General features: G+C 57.8%; 15 protein-coding genes. 9 read left to right on the forward strand and 6 right to left on the reverse strand.

Annotated features, from left to right (window positions below):
- Positions 1-18: 18 nt before the first annotated feature.
- Entirely contained in the window at positions 19-2,505 is a 2,487-nt protein-coding gene (locus tag AC2FI9_RS08385; RefSeq protein WP_496767010.1) for a penicillin-binding protein 1A, read from the forward strand.
- Here the strand turns inward: AC2FI9_RS08385 and AC2FI9_RS08390 are convergent.
- Positions 2,499-3,332, reverse strand: a complete 834-nt coding sequence (locus tag AC2FI9_RS08390; RefSeq protein ID WP_496767011.1) for an aminoglycoside phosphotransferase family protein — start codon at positions 3,330-3,332, stop codon at positions 2,499-2,501. The genes AC2FI9_RS08385 and AC2FI9_RS08390 overlap by 7 nt on opposite strands.
- 76 nt (positions 3,333-3,408) lie before the next feature.
- Here AC2FI9_RS08390 and prfB point away from each other — a divergent pair, with 76 nt between their 5' ends.
- The 3 genes from prfB (at position 3,409) to AC2FI9_RS08405 (ending at position 6,936) form a co-directional block, all read left to right on the forward strand.
- Positions 3,409-4,536 carry a peptide chain release factor 2 gene (gene prfB / locus AC2FI9_RS08395; RefSeq protein ID WP_496767012.1) on the forward strand — a complete coding sequence of 376 codons (1,128 nt, stop codon included), beginning with the start codon at positions 3,409-3,411 and terminating at the stop codon, positions 4,534-4,536.
- Positions 4,537-4,725: 189 nt separating this feature from the next.
- Entirely contained in the window at positions 4,726-6,120 is a 1,395-nt protein-coding gene (locus AC2FI9_RS08400) for an amidase (protein WP_496767013.1), read from the forward strand.
- Positions 6,121-6,153: 33 nt separating this feature from the next.
- Positions 6,154-6,936 (forward strand): DUF2189 domain-containing protein, encoded by a 783-nt coding sequence (locus tag AC2FI9_RS08405; protein WP_496767014.1) that lies wholly within the window; start codon positions 6,154-6,156, stop codon positions 6,934-6,936.
- Between the two features lie 5 nt (positions 6,937-6,941).
- Here AC2FI9_RS08405 and AC2FI9_RS08410 read toward each other — a convergent pair whose 3' ends face one another.
- The 3 genes from AC2FI9_RS08410 to AC2FI9_RS08420 all read right to left on the reverse strand — a co-directional run bounded on the left by AC2FI9_RS08410 (position 6,942) and on the right by AC2FI9_RS08420 (position 10,346).
- Positions 6,942-7,676 (reverse strand): helix-turn-helix domain-containing protein, encoded by a 735-nt coding sequence (locus tag AC2FI9_RS08410; RefSeq protein ID WP_496767015.1) that lies wholly within the window; start codon positions 7,674-7,676, stop codon positions 6,942-6,944.
- Between the two features lie 290 nt (positions 7,677-7,966).
- Positions 7,967-8,527, reverse strand: a complete 561-nt coding sequence (gene ilvN / locus AC2FI9_RS08415) for an acetolactate synthase small subunit (protein ID WP_496767016.1) — start codon at positions 8,525-8,527, stop codon at positions 7,967-7,969.
- Between the two features lie 67 nt (positions 8,528-8,594).
- Positions 8,595-10,346 carry an acetolactate synthase 3 large subunit gene (locus tag AC2FI9_RS08420; RefSeq protein ID WP_496767017.1) on the reverse strand — a complete coding sequence of 584 codons (1,752 nt, stop codon included), beginning with the start codon at positions 10,344-10,346 and terminating at the stop codon, positions 8,595-8,597.
- Positions 10,347-10,768: 422 nt separating this feature from the next.
- On the opposite strand from AC2FI9_RS08420, the gene AC2FI9_RS08425 reads away from it, so the two are divergent.
- Positions 10,769-11,614, forward strand: coding sequence for a HalD/BesD family halogenase (locus AC2FI9_RS08425; protein WP_496767018.1), 846 nt, complete (start codon positions 10,769-10,771; stop codon positions 11,612-11,614).
- 48 nt (positions 11,615-11,662) lie between these two features.
- Positions 11,663-12,046 (forward strand): bleomycin resistance protein, encoded by a 384-nt coding sequence (locus AC2FI9_RS08430; protein ID WP_496767019.1) that lies wholly within the window; start codon positions 11,663-11,665, stop codon positions 12,044-12,046.
- An 83-nt stretch (positions 12,047-12,129) separates the two neighbouring features.
- Here AC2FI9_RS08430 and AC2FI9_RS08435 read toward each other — a convergent pair whose 3' ends face one another.
- Both AC2FI9_RS08435 and AC2FI9_RS08440 read right to left on the reverse strand, forming a co-directional pair.
- On the reverse strand, positions 12,130-12,777 hold the full coding sequence (locus AC2FI9_RS08435) for a response regulator transcription factor (RefSeq protein WP_496767020.1): 648 nt from the start codon (positions 12,775-12,777) through the stop codon (positions 12,130-12,132).
- Entirely contained in the window at positions 12,774-14,207 is a 1,434-nt protein-coding gene (locus AC2FI9_RS08440) for a cache domain-containing protein (protein WP_496767021.1), read from the reverse strand. The genes AC2FI9_RS08435 and AC2FI9_RS08440 overlap by 4 nt, the downstream gene beginning before the upstream one ends.
- Positions 14,208-14,455: 248 nt before the next feature.
- Between AC2FI9_RS08440 and AC2FI9_RS08445 the strand changes: the two genes are divergently transcribed.
- The 3 genes from AC2FI9_RS08445 (at position 14,456) to AC2FI9_RS08455 (ending at position 18,958) form a co-directional block, all read left to right on the forward strand.
- Entirely contained in the window at positions 14,456-15,538 is a 1,083-nt protein-coding gene (locus AC2FI9_RS08445) for a TRAP transporter substrate-binding protein (protein ID WP_109311369.1), read from the forward strand.
- 121 nt (positions 15,539-15,659) lie between these two features.
- The gene (locus AC2FI9_RS08450; protein ID WP_496723297.1) at positions 15,660-16,586 is read left to right on the forward strand and encodes a TRAP transporter small permease subunit; all 927 of its coding nucleotides are present in this window, start codon (positions 15,660-15,662) and stop codon (positions 16,584-16,586) included.
- Positions 16,587-16,603: 17 nt separating this feature from the next.
- Positions 16,604-18,958 (forward strand): TRAP transporter large permease subunit, encoded by a 2,355-nt coding sequence (locus AC2FI9_RS08455; RefSeq protein WP_109311367.1) that lies wholly within the window; start codon positions 16,604-16,606, stop codon positions 18,956-18,958.
- The last annotated feature ends 77 nt before the right edge of the window (positions 18,959-19,035 follow it).

The following is a 19,035-nucleotide window of genomic DNA, read 5'->3' on the forward strand; positions in this document are numbered from 1 at the left end:
CGAGTAAAAGGCAGTAACGTGATCCGTTTCATTCTTTCGATTTTCGGGGCGATCTTCAGCCTCGTGACATTGGGTATCTTCATGGCCGCGCTGGTCGTCGGCGCGATCTTCTGGATGTATGGGCGCGACCTGCCCAGCCATGAATCGTTGGCGCAGTACAAACCGCCCACGATCAGCCGAATCTATTCGGGCGAAGGCCAGTTGATCGACGAGTTCGCGCAGGAACGCCGTTTGTTCACGCCGTCCGAAGAGATTCCAGATCTGGTGAAGCAGGCGTTTATCTCGGCTGAGGACAAGAATTTCTACACCCACCAAGGTTACGATCCGCGCGGTATCATTGCCGCCGGTGTCGAGGCGGTGAAGTCCAAGGGCGAAACCGTTCGCGGTGCATCGACCATTACACAACAGGTGATGAAGAATTTCCTGCTGTCCGGCGACCGCCGCGCCGAGCGGAAAATCAAGGAAATCATCCTCGCCACCCGGCTTGAGGATACGCTGGACAAGGAACAGATCCTCGAACTTTACATGAACGAGATCTTTCTGGGTCAGAACTCCTATGGCGTGACCGCTGCTGCGCAGACCTATTTCAACAAGACTTTGCAGGGGCTGGAGCCGCACGAGGCCGCAACTTTGGCCGCCATGCCCAAGGCACCGTCGGATTATCACCCGGTTCGGCAAAAGGACCGCCTGCTGGCGCGCCGCAACTACGTTTTGCGCGAGATGAACCAGAATGGGTATATCGATCAGGCGACCTATGAGGTCGAAGTCGAAATGCCCCTCCGATCGGTCCAGAACGGAGATTTCGAAAGCTTCCGTACGGCGTTGCCGCCGCGTGACTATTTCACCGACGAGATCCGCCGCCAACTGAGCGAGGATTTCGGCGAGGGCGAATTCTTTACTGGGGGTTTCGCGGTTCGCGCTTCGGTTGACGAGGAAATGCAGCTTGAGGCAGCCAAGGCCTTGCGCACCGCATTGCAGAAATACGACCGTTCACGTGGGAAGTGGCGTGGTACGGGCGAGGTGATCCCAGAAGAAAAACTGGCGGATGAGGCGCAATGGCGCGAAGCCTTGGCCATCATGGAAATTCCCCGCGACGTAGTGCTGCCGACCCAGTGGTATCCGGCCGTTGTACTGAATGTGGGTGAACAGCAATTGACCGTAGGGATCGAGGACGGTCCGGCAGACGGCATCGTCCCGCGTGCTGACATCAAATGGATGCAAGGTGATTTTGCGGCAAACTTCAAGCGCGGTGACGTCATTCTGGTCATGGCTGGAGAGGAAGGCCAGTGGTCCGCCCGTCAGGTGCCGGAAGTGCAGGGCGGCTTTGTTGCGATGGACGTGAACTCGGGCCGTGTTCTGGCGATGCAGGGCGGGTTCTCGTATCAGGATTCGGTGTTCAACCGCGCCACACAGGCGCAGCGCCAGCCGGGTTCCAGCTTCAAACCCTTCGTCTATGCCGCCGCGCTGGACAGTGGCTATAGCCCTGCAACCATCGTTGTGGATGCCCCGATTGAGGTGAACACCCCCCAAGGTCTGTGGCGACCCAAGAACTCGTCGAACAAATTCTACGGCCCAACGCCGCTGCGCACGGGGATCGAACAGTCACGGAACCTGATGACCATTCGCCTGGCGCAAGAGGTGACCATGCCTGTTGTCGCGGGCTACGCGGAACGGTTTGGTGTCTATGACCGTATGGGCGCGTTCCTGGCGAACTCGCTGGGGTCGGAAGAAACCACGCTGTACAAGATGGTCGCCGCGTACGCGATGTTCGCAAATGGCGGTGAGCGGGTGGAGCCCACTCTGGTTGACCGTATTCAGGATCGGTTCGGCAAGACGATCTATCGCCATGATGACCGTCAGTGCTTGGATTGTAACTCGGCCTGGCTTGAGCCGGACGAGTCGCCCACTATCGAGACCAATCGCTCTCAGGTCATGGATGCGATCACCGCCTATCAGTTGACGTCGATGATGAAAGGTGTGGTGGATCGCGGGACCGCGTCCAGTGTCGTCAATCTGCCGGTGCCGACTGCAGGTAAAACAGGTACGACGAATGAATCCAAGGATGCGTGGTTCATCGGCTTCACCTCGAACATCGTTGCTGGTTGCTATATCGGTTATGACCGCCCGCGTCCGATGGGGCGGGGGGCCTATGGGGGTACGTTGTGCGGGCCAGTGTTCCAGAGCTTCATGGAGAAAGCCGTCGAGAAATACGGCGGTGGTCCGTTTGATGTGCCCGAAGGCGGCCACTTCATCAAGATCGACCGCTTTAGTGGCGCGCGCCTGCCTGCCGATGCTTCCGGTGACTATGTCGTGGCCGAATATTTCCGCGATGGCGTCGACGGCTTTATCGACCGTGTCTACGACGGTGGCTTTGCGATGGGCTCCGACCTGCCTCTGTTCGAAGAGGCCAGCTCGGGCCGTCAGGTTACCACGTCGACCGGCAACACAATCACTGTTGGCCCCAACGCCAGCCAGGGTGATCTGCAGGGCGGCGGTCTTTACTGATCCGCTGCCTGCAGGAGAAGGTTCAACAGGTCTTCTTCCGGGTCATGTGTGACGGTGCCATCTGCGCGCCAGAAGATCGACAGAGCACATTTTGCGGCAGCCCATTGGGCAAGTAGTCCTTTTTTTACCCGCATGGCGGTCGCGTATAGCGCCAGGCCAGTTTCAATCTGTTCAGGTCGGCGAACCCACTCTGGCATGCCTTTGGGGTGGCGCAGTGCATTGGCCAGCTCGAATGCCGGGTCGCCGATGTACCCCTTGGCGTCAAAGACCCGAGGCCCGGCAGGTGTTGCGATTACGTTGTCATGATGCAGGTCCCCGTGCAGCGGAACAACCATATCCTGCGTGTCCAGAAGCCGACGGCCAATGCGGATCGCTTGCATCATGTCGTGCCGTAGCCGGATCGGGCAATCGTCCGAGAATTGACAGTCGAAAACTGGCGCGAAGACTTCCTGAAGCGGTTTCAGCCCGGTCGCGTTGATGGTCGGCCTTCGGTGCAGTCGGTCCGCTGCCGTCGCCAGACCGCGTACCGCATCATCCGGGCGGCCAGACCGCGCGATGTCCCCAAGCGATGGCCCTTCAAGCCATTCCGTCAAAACGGCGTTGGGCGCCTCGGCCATTATGTGCACAGCCCCCCGGTCACGCCACAGGTGCATCAGGTGCGGACCAGCTGTTTCATTGCCACGGTTTGGGCGGCGATAGATCTTGAGGGCGGCAAGCGTGTTGTCCAAAGTTCGGACCTTCCACACTTGTGCATGCCCGGTATTTGCGACGGGCTGTGCGTCTTCCAAATCCCATCTGGTCAGAAACTCGTTCAACGCGTTTTGCATTCCGTCTCGCCTGTCTTGTGGTGGCCCGCGCCTCTTGCTATCACGCAGGCCTGATTGAGCAAGTTGGGACAAGACCATGCGCGCCGAAACCCAGAACACCGTGGCGGAAATCGAAAAGTCGCTGGAGCTGCTGGCGCAGCGTATGGACTATGAGACCGCCCCTCATCGTCTTGAGGAATTCAACGCGCGCGTCGAGGATCCTAACCTATGGGACAACCCCGAGAACGCGCAGAAACTGATGCGCGAGCGTCAGATGTTGGTCGATGCCATTGAGACCTATGAGTCGATCAAAACCGATCTGAGCGACAATATCGAGCTGATCGAACTTGGTGAGATGGAAGAGGACGAAGAGGTCGTCAACGACGCCGAGGAAGCCATCAAGAAATTGGGGGCGAAGGCCGCCAAGAAAGAGCTTGAGGCGCTGCTGGATGGCGAGGCCGACGGCAATGACACCTTCCTTGAAATCAACTCGGGTGCCGGTGGTACGGAAAGCTGCGACTGGGCCTCGATGCTGGCACGGATGTATGTCCGCTGGGCTGAGAAGAAGGGGTACACGGTCGAGCTGCAGTCCGAGACATCGGGTGAAGAGGCGGGCATCAAATCGGCTGCGTACAAGATTTCCGGCCATAACGCGTATGGTTGGTTGAAATCCGAAAGCGGTGTGCATCGTCTGGTGCGCATTTCGCCATTTGACTCGGCAGCCAAGCGGCATACGTCCTTCAGCTCGGTCTGGGTCTATCCGGTGGTCGACGACAATATCGAGATTGAGGTGAACCCGTCCGAAATTCGCATCGACACATATCGGTCTTCGGGCGCGGGTGGTCAGCACGTGAACACCACGGACTCGGCGGTTCGGATTACGCACATTCCAACCGGGATCGTCGTGACCAGTTCTGAGAAGTCGCAACACCAGAACCGAGATATTGCTATGAAGGCCCTGAAATCGCGCCTGTATCAGCAGGAATTGGACCGCCGCAACGCGGACATCAACGCGGCACATGAGGCCAAGGGTGATGCGGGCTGGGGCAACCAGATCCGGTCGTATGTTTTGCAGCCCTATCAGATGGTCAAGGATCTGCGTACCAACCATGAGACATCGGACACCAAAGGTGTACTGGATGGTGATCTGGATGGGTTCATGGCTGCCACCCTTGCGATGGATGTGGCGGGCAAGAGCCGCTCCGAGGCACAGGGCGACGGCTGAGACGCCGCAAGGGGGCCTGCCCCCGTCTCCGCAAGCGGTGACTCCGCCGGGATATTTTTGGCCAGATGAAGCGGATCCGTGCGCTGCGGTGTGCATGGTAAAAGATATATGTAAAACACGGGTTTAAATGGGGTTGTGGCCTCGTTAGGCTGATCGCGACTTGGTAACACTGAATGCGATGGGTCCCGGATGGATTTAAGTCAGACAACCGCAACTGCCTTGTTGGCGGCGCTTTCGGCCCGGCGTCTTTCTGCCGCTGATCTGATGCGTGAAACCTTGGATCGCATTGCGGCGGTCAACCCGCCTCTGAATGCGATTGTTGCGCTGCGTGATGAAGAGGCGCTGATGGCCGAGGCGCGTACGTTGGATGCGGGGCCAGTGACGGGCCTGTTGCATGGGTTGCCAATTGCGGTCAAGGATCTGGTGAATGTCGCCGGAGTGGTGTCGTCGCAGGGATCACCGCTGTATCGCGATCATGTGCCGGATAGGGACGATTTGATAGCGACACGAATGCGGGCGGCCGGCGCAATCCTGATCGGTAAAACAAATACGCCAGAGTTCGGCTTGGGCTCGCACACGTTCAATCCCGTTTATGGCGCCACACGTAACCCATATGATCGCTCTAAGACATGTGGTGGATCATCGGGTGGGGCAGCCGTTGCGCTGGCCACCGGGATGGTGGCGCTGGCGGATGGCTCTGACATGATGGGCAGTCTGCGTAATCCAGCGGCCTGGAACAATGTCTATGGGTTTCGCCCAAGCTGGGGACGTGTGCCGCCTGAACCGGTGGGCGACGTATTCCTTCACCAGTTGTCCACGCTTGGCCCAATGGCACGAGCCCCGGAAGATCTGGGTGTGTTGTTTGACGTAATTTCAGGGCCTGACCCGCGGCATCCTGCAACCCCGCATAATGCTGCGGTGTCTCCAGTTCAGGCGGCCGATCTGGCCGGTATGCGGATTGGCTGGCTGGGCGACTGGGGTGGGGCGTTCCCGTTTGAGGATGGTATTTTGGACCTGTGCCAGGATGCGCTGTCCGTTTTCGTGCAGCAGGGGGCGCAGGTTGAAGCTGTTGCGCCGCCCTTTGATGCGGAACGCATATTCGAAAGCTGGTCGACCTTACGATCCTGGAGCGTGGCGGCCAGTCTGGCCCCGCAGTCTGAACAGCGGGCGCAGTTGAAGGACACGGCGCAATGGGAGCTTGACCAGGGGCAGGCCCTGACGGCGATGCAGGTGCATCAGGCGAGCGTTGTACGGTCGGATTGGTTCCGGCGCGCGGCTGCACTGTTCGAAGGGTTTGATGCGTTGATCCTGCCGTCTACTCAGGTCTGGCCGTTTGAACTTGAGCTTCCGTATCCCACCGAGATTGCTGGTAAAAGCATGGATACCTATCACCGCTGGATGCAGGTCATGATTCCAGTCAGCCTGATTGGCTTGCCGTGTCTGTCGGTGCCGGTGGGGTTTGGGGCAGGCGGGTTGCCGATGGGCATGCAGGTCTTTGGCCCGCGCGGCGCGGATGCGGATATATTGTCAATCGGGGCCGCGTATCACGACGCGACCGGGTGGCCACAAAACCGACCGGCTTGAGGAGAGCGCCGGAAACAGGAGGAGAAACAGAGCATGGAAAAACCCTTTGGGGTTCCGGATATGGGACCTGTGGATACCGGAATGCTGCGCGAGGCATTGCGCCGTGCCTGGGCTGATTTTCGTCGGGCACCTGTTTTTGGTCTGTTGTTCGGTGGGTTCTATGTGTTGGCTGGCTTGGCCATGGCGTGGGTCACGGTGCAGACGCAGACGTCATTCTGGCTGGTGTTGGCCACCATAGGGTTCCCATTGCTCGGCCCTTTTGCGGCAGTAGGATTGTATGAGGTGTCACACCGGCTAGAACAGGGTGAACCTTTGGATTTCAACGAGGTTTTCGGCGTTGTCCTGCAGCAGAGCCGCCGTCAATTGCCATCCATCTGCGCGATTATCGTGGTGATTTTCCTGTTCTGGTTTTTCCTGGGTCATATGATCTTTGCGTTGTTCATGGGGCTGTCGACTATGACCAACGTCTCCAGTTCGCTAGAGGTCTTTATGACGCCCAATGGCCTGACTATGCTGGCCGTCGGCAGCGTCGTGGGGGCCATTTTCGCGCTTATTCTATACATGATCACCGTCCTTTCGATCCCGATGTTGCTGGACCGGGAACTGGACTTCGTGACTGCGATGATCGCCAGTTTCAGCTATGTCCGGTCGAACCCGAAGATCATGCTGGGGTGGGGTGTGTTCGTGGCTGTCGTGACGTTTGTGGCCATGATCCCGTGGTTTTTGGGGTTGTTGATCGTCTTGCCTTTGCTGGGGCATGCCAGTTGGCACCTGTATCGCCTGATCACTCTGGCAGGGACTAGGAAAGACGCCTGAAGAGCCTATGCAGCGCTTTGCTTGAGCCGCTTGGCAGCGCGCGCCGCAGGAAGGGCGGCCTTTGCCTGAGTGCCCAAATAGTTCAGCGAAATCCGGCGCATTGTGGTCGCCTGAGCGTTGGTTTTGGACAGGCAAATTGCAATGCCACGCCATCGCTCGGAGTTTTCTTCAACGCCGCGCGTTACAAGGTAGATACGGCTGTTTTGGGCCGCGCGGCTGGACATAAGGATAAAAATCTGCCGCCCGGCGCAGGCCGCGATGCCCTGCACTTCACGTCTGGTGGTGTCGGCCGGTATCCCTTCATTTTCGGGCTCATAGCTGCGCACCAGCGTGCATTGCGGCAAACGGCGCGTGTGGATCAGCCGGTGTCTGGTCATGGGAGATCCGTCCAGTCCCGTTTCCGTCGCATAATAAAAGCCCGCCGGCAGCAGGTTTTCGGTCAGCGTTGAGGGGCCGGACCCCAGGAATTCAGACAGGGCCGAAGCAGCCGGATGCTCCGGAGGTGTTTCAATTTCCTCCAGAGGCCGCAACAGGATACGGGCGTCGACCTCGAAAAACCGGCACATGCGATCCAGAACATCGGGGCGGGGAAAGCTCTCACCGGCCAGATATCTGTTGAATTGGGTCCTGTTGATGCCCAGCTGGCGGCACAGCTCGGACACGGACGAATATTGCCGCGACAATTGTCGCAGATTGTCGCCGAACATCCGGCGCAATTCATCAGGACTGCGGATACTCATGGTCATTTCTGTCCCAGGTTCCAGAGTGTCATTTCAAAAAGTGCGACGCACCCGACCTTTTTGGCCGTGCATGCATTCACAATCGTACTGGTGACCCCAGCTGGCGCATCCCAACACCACGCTACGCCCCCGAAGTTAACGTTGGGGCAGGCAAACGCAATAGGCTTTACGTCAATTTGTATGATCTTTTTGGGTAACCATGCTCATAAGCAACATACAGCAGTATTGTTTGAGCATGTCCTGGGACTGCGCCTCGCCCCGGTATCAAAAGGGGGGGCGAGGCGAAAAAGTCAGTCGCCGCGCAGCAGGGCGGCCACGCCGGTGCGTGCAATCTCGACAAGGCCCAGCGGGCGCATCAGATCTGCAAAGGCGTCGATTTTGTCAGGGGCACCGGTGAGCTCGAAGATGAACGAATTCAACGTGCTATCGACAACGCTGGCGCGAAAGATATCGGCCAGACGCAGCGCCTCGACCCGCTTGTCGCCCGCGCCGACAACCTTGATGATCGCCAGTTCCCTCTCGACCGATGGGCCTTCGACAGTCAGGTCGTGAACATCGTGCACCGGAACGATACGGCCCAATTGGGCTTTGATCTGTTCGATCACCTGAGGGGTGCCGGTGGTGACGATGGTGATGCGGCTTAGGTGGCCAGTGTGATCCACCTCGGCGACGGTCAGACTTTCGATGTTGTAACCCCGGCCCGAGAACAACCCGATCACGCGAGCTAGCACACCCGGTTCGTTTTCGACCAAGACAGCAATCGTATGGCGTTCCTGCACGTCCGAAAACGTGGGGCGTAGGTTATAGGCGGAATGGCGCGTTGCACCTTTTTTGATATGTAGGGCAGACATTTATGTCCCTTTCATAATCCTGTGATGGTCGGGTGCCGGTGCACCCGACAAAATCTGTCGAATTGTGTCAGACCAGAACCGAACCTTTGGAATCGATTACGCCCTGTGTCTCGGCCTCGCCCAACAGCATTTCGTTATGTGCCTTGCCCGACGGGATCATGGGGAAGCAGTTCTCGTGCTTTTCCACCAGACAGTCAAAGATCACCGGACCGTCATAGTTGATCATCTCCATGATGGCGTCATCCAGATCGGCCGGATCGGAACACAGGATGCCCTTGGCCCCGAAGGCCTCGGCGAGTTTGACGAAATCGGGCAGGGCCTCGGACCAGGAATGTGAGTACCGCTCGCCATGCAGCAGTTCCTGCCACTGACGGACCATGCCAAGGCGTTCATTGTTCAGAATGAACTGTTTTACTGGCAGACGGTACTGCGCTGCGGTGCCCATTTCCTGCATGTTCATCAGCCACGAGGCCTCGCCCGCGACGTTGATGACCAGCGCGTCAGGGTGCGCCATCTGCACACCGATGGAGGCCGGGAAGCCATAGCCCATCGTGCCCAATCCGCCCGACGTCATCCAGCGGTTCGGATCTTCGAAGCCCAGATACTGCGCGGCCCACATCTGGTGCTGACCGACCTCGGTGGTGATGTAACGGTCGTGCTTTTTGGTCAGATCTTCCAGCCGTTCAAGCGCGTATTGCGGTTTGATCGTCTTTTCGCTGTTGGTGTAGGCCAGACAATTGACCTTGCGCCATTCGGTGATCTGATCCTGCCACTTGGCAACCGACACCTCATCTGTCTTGCGGCCACGCGCTTTCCAAACCTTCAGGATGTCCTCCAGCACATGTGCAACATCACCAACAATCGGGATGTCCACGCGGATCACCTTGTTGATCGAGGAAGGGTCGATGTCGATATGGGCCTTTTTCGAGTTGGGCGAGAACGCGTCAATCCGCCCGGTGATCCGGTCATCGAACCGCGCACCGATGTTAATCATCAGGTCGCAGTCATGCATCGCCAGATTGGCCTCATACAGACCATGCATGCCCAGCATGCCCAGCCAGTTTTTGCCCGACGCCGGGTATGCGCCAAGGCCCATCAGGGTCGAGGTGATCGGGAAGCCGGTTGCATCGACCAGTTCGCGCAGCAACTGGCTGGCCGCTGTGCCGGAATTAATGACGCCGCCGCCGGTGTAAAAGACGGGCTTCTTGGCGGTCTCAATTGCGGCGACCAGTTCGGTGATCTCCTCCAAATCGCCCTTCACTATCGGTTGGTAGTGCGAGGTCGAGGGCTTTGGAGCGCTATAGTCACCGGTTGCGAACTGAACGTCCTTGGGGATATCGACAAGAACCGGACCAGGGCGACCCGAGGTGGCGACATGGAATGCCTCGTGCATCGTGTCGGACAGCGAGTCCGTGTCCTTGACCAGCCAGTTATGCTTGGTGCAGGGGCGGGTGATGCCGACGGTGTCCGCTTCCTGGAACGCGTCCGAGCCAATCATGAACGTCGGAACCTGTCCGGTCAAAACCACAATCGGGACCGAATCCAGCAGCGCATCCGTCAGGCCGGTCACGGCGTTTGTCGCGCCGGGGCCAGAGGTCACAAGGGCAACGCCGGGCTTGCCGGTCGAGCGAGCATAACCTTCGGCTGCGTGAACTGCGCCTTGTTCATGCCGCACCAGAATGTGACGAATATCGTTTTGCAGAAAAATCTCATCATAAATCGGTAGCACAGCACCGCCGGGGTATCCGAATACCGTGTCCACGCCCTGATCCTTGAGGGCCTGAACTACCATCTTTGCGCCGGTCATCTCACGTGTCATCTGCTTTGCTCCGTTCGCGACATGTGTCTTGCGTTTGACAAAAAAAAGCCCCCGAGATTTTCGGAGGCGCATGGGTTCGATTATGGTTTACCGTTACCGGCCCATGCGCGTGGTTCCTACGATTACGACTAGCGTTCTCATCGCCAGAGGCTCCTTCTTTGCGTGCAGGGACATTATGAGCCGGGGCAAGGGGCGTCAACAGGCTTTTGCACCAATTTTCTAACTCTGAGGGTGAATTTTGCGACATTTTATTGCGCAGATTGACGCATGCAGGGAATATTCAGGAAAAATACCCCCTTTCACCTCCAAATTTCTGCCTTGAGGGTAGTCAAAAAGCGGCATCGCTATGTCCGAAACAAGCATGATGAGTAGTTTTGACTGCGGCACGCTGAGAGTGACCGAACAAGGAAGGGAGGCGGAGGATGATCCATGATCTCGTTGATCTGGGGCGGTATCCGATCGATTGCCCGGACTCGCGCGCACATGAACGACTGATCGGTGATCTCCGCCGCGAGTTGGATCAGGACGGCTGCGCCGTTTTACCCGGTTTTATCCACCCCGAAGGTTTGGCGCAGCTATTGAAAGAGGCGGATGCCGTGGCCGACCGGGCGCACCGCTCTTTCAACCGCACCAACGCTTATTTCTCAAAGGACGATCCCCGGTTGGACCTGAATCACCCAATACGCAGATTCTATGACCGGTCGAACGCCTTCGTTCCGGCAGACAACTTTCCCAAATCGGGTCCACTGCGCCGAATCTATGAGTTCGAGGGCTTTTTGCCGTTCATACGCGATGGGCTGGATGAGCCGGAGGATCGGTTCTTTCGCTATGACGACCCGCTGGCGGATGTGATCGTCAACGTGGTCGAAGAAGGGCAGGGCTTTCCCTGGCATTTTGATACCAACAACTACACCGTGACACTGGCCATCCAGAATGGCGAGGTGGGTGGGGCCTTTGAATACGTGCCGAACTTGCGCAGCACCGAATACGAGAATTTCTCGTCCGTGGCTTCGGTGCTGGATGGAAACCGGGCACTGGTCAGGACGTTGGAGCTGCAGCCCGGAGACTTGCAGATCTTCAAGGGCAGATACGCCTTGCACCGGGTCGCCCCGGTCCAAGGGGCGCGTAGCCGGTATGTCGGTATCTTTTCCTTTGTCGAAGCCGAGGGTATGTGTGGTGGGATTGAACGTACCAGGCAGCTGTATGGGCGGGTTCTGCCGCATCATCACCAGCGAGTGGGATTGCGCAAGGATCAGTTGTTGGATTGACCGGCTGCAGGTTACAATCGAGAGCAGAGGCTACCGTCGGAGGGGCATATGCCGGAATTGCTACAGCTTACGCCTTTTGTTCTGTGCTCGTCACTGCAAAAGCAGATTGACTTCTATTGCGACCGGTTGGGATTTACCTGCGGTTTCAGGCAGGACAATTATGCCTTTCTGTCGAGTGGTAAGGTCGCCATCCGCTTACTTGAATGCCCGCCGCGCGATGATGGGCGTGCTTTAGGGGATGATCAGTCCTTCTATATCGATGTTGCAGGGATTGATGATCTGTATGAAACCCTCAGGGCAGGGTTGGCTGATTTACCAGAGGAGCGCGTGCGTCCGCCGTTTGATCAGCCGTATCAGCAACGCGAGTTTCACGTCCTGGATGAGGATGGAACACTGGTTTTTTTTGGTGAGGACATTCGGCCAAGGCCCTGAAATCAAAAGCTCCCGCCCGTCGTCGATGCGCCATTGGCGCACCTCCTCCGGTTGGGCCGGGCAGCGCGTTCCGCGCTGCGGGATCAAAAGCCGGGGCTTGTGCCCTGCAAAACGCCATGTTCAAGCGCGTAGCGGGTCAGGCCGGCGGTGGATGAAATCCCCAGTTTGCGCTTGATGTTCTTGCGGTGCGTTTCAACGGTTCTGACTGATATATCCAGCGCCGCGGCGACTTCCTTGTTGGATTTGCCCTGCGCCAGTTCCAACAGGATTGTCTGTTCACGCGTGGTCAGCGCCTCGCGGGCGCTATCGCCTTTGGGCTGAAGCGATCCGCTGGCCCCGGTGCACAGGTACTGCTCGCCGCGCATCACCGCGTCGATGGCCTGTTTGATCTCGTCCGTGGGAACGTCCTTGAGAACGTAACCGCTGGCGCCGTGGCTGAGCGCGGTCGAGATGTATTCGCGGCTGTCGTGCATGGATAGGATCAGGATGCGCGTCTGGGGCAGTCGTTCCAGAATGATCTCGGTCGCGCTGAGCCCACCAAGACCGGGCATGTTGAGGTCCATCAGGATCACGTCCGGTGCCAGATCGGCGGCCCGATCAACGGCCTCTTGTCCGCTGCTTAGCGTCCCAACCACCTCGATCTCGTCATAGCTTTCAAGGATCGACTGAATCCCTTCGGCGACCATCGGGTGGTCGTCGACGATAAGAACCCGGATTGTCTGATCGCTCATGTACCGGCCTTTCGGTTAGGCGTTGCGTCTTCTTGCGGCGGCAGCATGTGGCTGAGGGGCAGGCTGACCTCAATCACCGTTCCGCTGCGTGGGGCGCGTGATGACAGAATGCGCAACGATCCGTCAAGCTGTTCGATCCGTTCCTGCATGTTGCGCAGGCCGATACCGGGGTTGGCCGGATCAGGAGTGGTGCGTAACCCACGGCCATTGTCGGTTATCCGCATTGTTGCGCCTTTCTTGTGGCCGCGCAGGTCGATTGTAACACGGGTCGCGCCGGAGTGGCGTTCAATATTGGTTAATGCCTCTTGGGCAATACGGTAGAGGGCGATCTTGCTATCCTGATCCAGCCGATTGCGGAACACCACGGTTGAGAATTCGGTCTCGATCCCGGTGCGTTCACAGAAATCGTCGGTCAGAGCCTTGAGGGCAGGGCCAAGGCCCAGATCGTCCAGAACGCCGGGCCGTAGATCTCGGCTGATGCGGCGGACTTCGGTAATGGCGGACCCAAGCGTATCGATCCCCTTGTCCAGCGGCTCGCGCGCACCGTCGTCATCACCGCGCGACAAACGGCGGCGCGCATTATCCAGGGTATAGCGCACGCCTACGAGTATCTGGCTGATGCCGTCATGAAGTTCGCGCGCCACGCGGCCACGCTCTTCTTCTTGCGCGTCGAAAACCCGCTGTGTCAGTTCCTTGAGTTTGGCATCTGCCAGACGGCGTTCGCGGACGTTCAGCAACATGCCCGAGGCGAAGACGACCAACACCGCAGCAAGAACAATTGCGCCAATATACGAGAACGTCCGTTGCACGCGGGCCTCGACCTCAGCCCGCGCGTTGGCGACTGTTGCGACGATATCGTCGATGAAAACTCCTGTGCCGACAGCCCACCGCCAATCTTGCAGGCCGACCACATAGGCGATCATTTGCGCCTCTTCGCCTGTCGAAGGTTTTTGCCACATGAAACTGTGCCAGCCCGCACCTTGACGGGCCAGGCTGATGAATTCGTCCACAACAGGGGTGCCGTCGCTATCGGTTAGCCCCTCCCAGTTCCGGTTGATGAATTCGGTCTGGCGCGGGCTGACGAGATTGTTGCCGTCATAGTCATAGACAAAAAAGAACCCGTCCTTGCCGTAGATCATCGCTGACAGGATTTGCGTCACAAGGTTCTGCGCAACCTTATCCTCTGTGGATGCCCGTCCGTAGATATAGGCAAACCCGTTTCGAGCCTGCGTGACATAGTTCTTAAGCTCTTCTTTCTTGGCTTCAATCAGTCGCCGCTCAAGCGCTTCAATTTCGCGTTCGGCGGTTGCCCGGGATTCCTGAACCACAAAGAAAGCAATCGCGGCCACTGCGACGACCAGAGGGATCGCCGCCACAAGCGACAATTTCTGGCCATAGGTCAGCGAGATCAGGTTCCGGAATCCCCTCATAGGCGAATCGATACGCAAGCAGGCAGGAAATTGCAAAATTTTTGGTGAATTGGCGCATATGAGAGGGCCGGCGCGCAGAATTATTTTGCATTTGTCACGGTTTGCACCCGGTAAAACACCAAAAACGCGATGCCCTACGTAGTACTAGGTATTCACATTCACATCTTGGTCATTAGGCTGACGCGCACTGAAAACGACTACGCCCGGCAATCGCTCGGGTTTTGAATATGTAGGGGAGGAACACTCATATGGATCGTCGTTCATTTCTGAAAACATCTGCTCTGGGCGGCTCGGCAGCTGCAGCCACCACACTGGCGGCACCGGCATATGCGCAGGGCAAGCGCACGCTGACCATGGTAACCTCGTGGGGTCGCGGCCTGGCGGGTGTTTTCGACAGCGCACAGCGTTGCGCCGACAGCATCACTGCGATGTCGGACGGCAACCTGACCGTTGACATCAAGGCTGCCGGTGAACTGGTTGGTGCGTTTGAAGTCTTTGACGCGGTTTCGTCGGGTCAGGCCGACATGTATCACGCGGCGGACTATTACTTTGTTGGCCAGCACCCGGGCTATGCCTTCTTCACCGCTGTTCCGTTCGGCATGACCGCTCAGGAAATGGTGAACTGGTACTATCAGGACGGCGGCATGGAGCTGCATGACGAGCTGGGCCAGATCTTTGGTCTGAAGTCGTTCCTGGCAGGTAACACCGGCGCGCAGGCGGGTGGCTGGTACTCGAAAGAGATCAACGGTCCAGAAGACTTCCAAGGTCTGAAATTCCGTATGCCCGGTCTGGGTGGCCAAGCTCTGGGTAAACTGGGCGCGTCCGTGCAGAACATTCCGGGTTCGGAAGTGTATCAGGCGCTGTCGTCCGGCGCGATCGACGGTACCGAGTGGATCGGTCCGTGGGCTGACGAAAAAGCCGGTTTCCAGGAAATCACCAAGGTTTACTACACCGCCGGTTTCCACGAGCCGAACGCAGGCCTGTCGCTGGCAACCAACCGCGACGTGTTCGACAGCCTGACACCTGCTCAGCAGAAGATCATCGAGATTGCCGCTGCCGAAGCACACCAGTGGAACCTGGCACAATTCCTGGCCAACAACGGTGCCGCTCTGCAGCGCCTGCAATCAGGCGGCGTCAAGGTCATGGAATTCCCGGACAGCGTTTGGGATGCGTTTGGTGCGGCCAGCCAGGAAGTGCTGGACGAAAACATGGGCGACGAGCTGTTCAAGAAAATCCACGACAGCGCCATGGCGTCGTCGGCCTCGTCGGCTGGATGGTTGGACCTGTCGTCGGGTGTTTACACCACGCAGCGTAACCGCGTCCGCGGCTAAACGTTTTCCAAACGTTCCATTGGTTTCCCCGCCTTCGCGGGGAAACCTTTCTCTGTTGCGTATGCGCGGACCCATCAAACCGCTATAATCAGCAGTGCAACTGATACGACCTGGGGACAACATGCAGGACGAAAACGGTATCTCGTTCTTCGGCGCCCTGTGGAACGGACTTGTGTGGTTCGTTCAAAACATTGCCGAAGCCTTCTATAATTTCGGATACGCCATAACGCATCCGCAACTCTGGCTGAACTGGTCGGACAAAGAAGCCATCATGCGCTTTGTCTACTATGGCGGCTCGGTCGAGTTCTTCTTTGTGGTTTTCACCCTCTTTCTGGTTCTGACGGCCATCGGGCTGTACTACCGGAATTTCATGTGGGGGATGGTGCGGGGCCTGGAAGGGTTCGCCAACACCACCGGGCGCTTCTTTGCATGGGCCGGTTTGCTGATGGTCATTCAGCAAATCGTCATCGTATTCATGCAACGCGTGTTTACCCGCCCGGATATGTCCTTTGGTCTGGGTATCCCGTTTCAAATGGATATCAGCTGGTTTGCCGAAGAGTTGAAGCTTTACAACGCGATGGTCGTCTGCCTGTGTTGCACCTACACATTTGTGCAGGGCGGCCATGTCCGTGTTGATCTGATTTATGCCGGCATCAGCCACCGCGCCAAGCGTGTGGTGGACATGTTGGGCGCGCTTTTGTTCATGATGCCGATGGCCGTGCTGACGTGGATGTATGGCTGGTATTTCATGTGGCGGCACCTGATCGTACCGAAACCGTCGGCCAGTGACACGCTGGATCGTCTGGTGATGAAATCCCGTGCGCTGCGCTGGAACATCGAAACCATCGGGTTCAGCCCAAATGGGTTCAACGGATACTTCCTGTTCAAGATCCTGCTGATTGCATTTGCCGGAATGGTGTTCCTGCACGCAATCGCATTCCTGTACCGCTCGTATCTGGAATACGTCGAAGGACCGGACAGCGTTGGAAAATACCTCGACAAGGACAGCCTTGGCGAGGGTGAAGAAGCCTACGAAGGCGCACATTAGGGACGGAGACCCAGACTATGTTATTCGGACTTGATGGCGTCGAGATAGGCCTCATTATCGTATTCTTCTGCCTCTTTGGGGGCATCCTTTCTGGCTTTCCGGTGGCCTTTGCCATCGGCGGGGCCGGTATCATCTCATTCGGTATCATCGCGGCGCTGGACAGTGCCGGTCTGTTAATACACCAGGCAATTGATACCAGTTCCCAAGCATACCGAGACCTTGTGAATTCGGGCGTCAAACCGGACACGGTGTCGGTGTTCCGCTTCCCGGATTTACCAAGGATCGCCGAGCCGGTCTTTGTGCAAGGCTGGGAAACCGCGCTGGACCGCAATGTCTCGTTCATCGTGAACCGCATGAACGAACGCGTTCTGGCGGGGCAGTCTATTGAGACCCTGCTGGCCGTCCTGATGTTCGTTCTGATGGGCATCACGCTGGAACGCTCAAAGATCGCGAACGATCTGCTGACAACAATGGCGCGCGTCTTTGGACCGCTGCCGGGTGGTCTGGCCGTGTCGATCGTGGTCGTGGGTGCATTCCTGGCGGCCTCGACCGGTATTGTTGGTGCGACCGTGGTAACCATGGGCCTGCTGGCGCTGCCGACCATGTTGCGCAACAACTACTCGCCTGAACTGGCGACGGGTGTGATTGCGGCATCGGGCACGTTGGGGCAGATCATTCCTCCGTCCATCGTGATCGTTCTGTTGGGCACCTTGGCGGGTGATCTCTATTCAACCGCGCAGGAAACGCGCGCTCAGGACGCAGGCTGTACCGATGCGCTGACCTATCTGGGGGAACCGGCTGTGGTATCGGTCGGAACGCTGTTCCAGGCCGCCTTGTTGCCGGGGATCATGTTAGCGTTGCTCTATGCGCTTTATGCCTTTGGTTATGCACTGTTGAACCCTGAGAAAGCCCCGGCAGTTCCAATGTCCGGCGGAAGTGGTGAGCCGATCACGCGCAGTGAAGGGCTGACTTGGTTGCTTGGAGCACCTGTCGCCCTGATCGTTGGCGCAGTCCTACTGGGCAGCTCGGGGGTCATCGGCAGCCAGAACATCAACGTCTCGGCGTTTTCAGACATCGGTGCGGGCGCGTCGCTGCGCACCAATGTGTCCGAGCAGTGCAAGGTGTCGATGATCGAGTTGCACGGACAATCCGCCTGGGATCAGGCCGTGTCCGAGCAGGAAACGATTGACGCCGCAGGTGGTGTCGCCAACGCCGAACGACTGAGCGAAGAGGCGCTGGTCGAGGCGCGCGAGGCCAAGATCGCCGCTGCGGCGCCGATTGGTACTGGTGTTGCGGTGATTGTGGTTCTGCTGGGTCTGACACTGGTCATGGGCCGCGGCATTGCGCCGTCCAAACCGACGCAGCCATTGATTTTGGGCGCTATCGGTCTGCTGTTGATGTTACTGGTTGATGTTTTGTTGATTGCACCAACAACGTCTTCGGGATTGACCTTCGTCCTTCTGGCTCTGCCCTTTGCCTTGGCAATGTACGGCTGCAAGGAGGCGGCAGCCCGGTGTGCCACGAATGATTTGATCCGGGTGGTCTTTCCGCCATTGGTTCTGATTATCGCGGTGCTAGGATCAATTCTGGGCGGTGTGACCAACCCGACACCAGCGGCCGCGTTGGGAGCGGGCGGAGCGATCATGCTGGCAGCCTATCGCAAGCTGCAGGACCAAGAGCGCTCGGGCAAGGTGATCATCTGGGCCACTTTTGCCGTGATCATCGCGCTGCTGATGGGCGTGAACTTTGATCTGCGCATCAATCAGAGCAATGTGAACTTTGAGACCTGGGTCGCTTTCATAATTGCTTACGGTGCCTATTTGTATGCCCTGTTCGGCCTGCTGTTTGGGTGCTGGGTTCTGTTCACCAGCGGTGTTCTGACGCCGGTGGTGCGCGAGACGGCCAAGGTGACCTCGATGGTGTTCACCATCCTGATCGGATCGCAACTGCTGAACTTGGTGGTGATCTCGTTCGGGGGTGAGCACTATATCCAGCAATTCCTGCGCAGCTTTGACAACGAGTTCACGGTCTTCCTGATCGTGATGCTGGTGCTGTTCATTCTGGGCTTCGTGCTGGATTTCCTCGAGATCATCTACATCGTGATCCCCATCGTGGGACCGGTGATTTATGGTGGTTCGTTCGATCCGAAATGGGTGACGATCATGGTGGCGGTGAACCTTCAGACGTCGTTCCTGACGCCGCCCTTCGGGTTTGCGCTATTCTACTTACGAGGGGTCGCGCCCAAAGAAGTCACAACAGGCCACATCTATCGTGGGATCATTCCGTTCGTGATCATTCAGGTGGTTGGGATTGCGATCCTGTGGTTCTTCCCGTCGATCGTGACCATCGTTCCGGATCTGATCCCGAATTGATCTCAAGATCTGAAGACAAATTGACAAGGAGGGCCGTATGGCCCTCCTTGCGCCTGTGTACCTAAAGCAAAGTGCTT

Source organism: Ruegeria sp. CDSA246, from assembly GCF_059611225.1.

Bases quoted from the DNA above. Each gene is read 5' to 3' on its own strand.
- AC2FI9_RS08390 (WP_496767011.1), bottom strand. From the start codon at position 3,332: ATGCAAAACGCGTTGAACGAGTTTCTGACCAGATGGGATTTGGAAGAC.
- prfB (WP_496767012.1), top strand. From the start codon at position 3,409: ATGCGCGCCGAAACCCAGAACACCGTGGCGGAAATCGAAAAGTCGCTG.
- AC2FI9_RS08400 (WP_496767013.1), top strand. From the start codon at position 4,726: ATGGATTTAAGTCAGACAACCGCAACTGCCTTGTTGGCGGCGCTTTCG.
- AC2FI9_RS08405 (WP_496767014.1), top strand. From the start codon at position 6,154: ATGGAAAAACCCTTTGGGGTTCCGGATATGGGACCTGTGGATACCGGA.
- AC2FI9_RS08410 (WP_496767015.1), bottom strand. From the start codon at position 7,676: ATGAGTATCCGCAGTCCTGATGAATTGCGCCGGATGTTCGGCGACAAT.
- ilvN (WP_496767016.1), bottom strand. From the start codon at position 8,527: ATGTCTGCCCTACATATCAAAAAAGGTGCAACGCGCCATTCCGCCTAT.
- AC2FI9_RS08420 (WP_496767017.1), bottom strand. From the start codon at position 10,346: ATGACACGTGAGATGACCGGCGCAAAGATGGTAGTTCAGGCCCTCAAG.
- AC2FI9_RS08425 (WP_496767018.1), top strand. From the start codon at position 10,769: ATGATCCATGATCTCGTTGATCTGGGGCGGTATCCGATCGATTGCCCG.
- AC2FI9_RS08430 (WP_496767019.1), top strand. From the start codon at position 11,663: ATGCCGGAATTGCTACAGCTTACGCCTTTTGTTCTGTGCTCGTCACTG.
- AC2FI9_RS08435 (WP_496767020.1), bottom strand. From the start codon at position 12,777: ATGAGCGATCAGACAATCCGGGTTCTTATCGTCGACGACCACCCGATG.
- AC2FI9_RS08440 (WP_496767021.1), bottom strand. From the start codon at position 14,207: ATGAGGGGATTCCGGAACCTGATCTCGCTGACCTATGGCCAGAAATTG.
- AC2FI9_RS08445 (WP_109311369.1), top strand. From the start codon at position 14,456: ATGGATCGTCGTTCATTTCTGAAAACATCTGCTCTGGGCGGCTCGGCA.
- AC2FI9_RS08450 (WP_496723297.1), top strand. From the start codon at position 15,660: ATGCAGGACGAAAACGGTATCTCGTTCTTCGGCGCCCTGTGGAACGGA.
- AC2FI9_RS08455 (WP_109311367.1), top strand. From the start codon at position 16,604: ATGTTATTCGGACTTGATGGCGTCGAGATAGGCCTCATTATCGTATTC.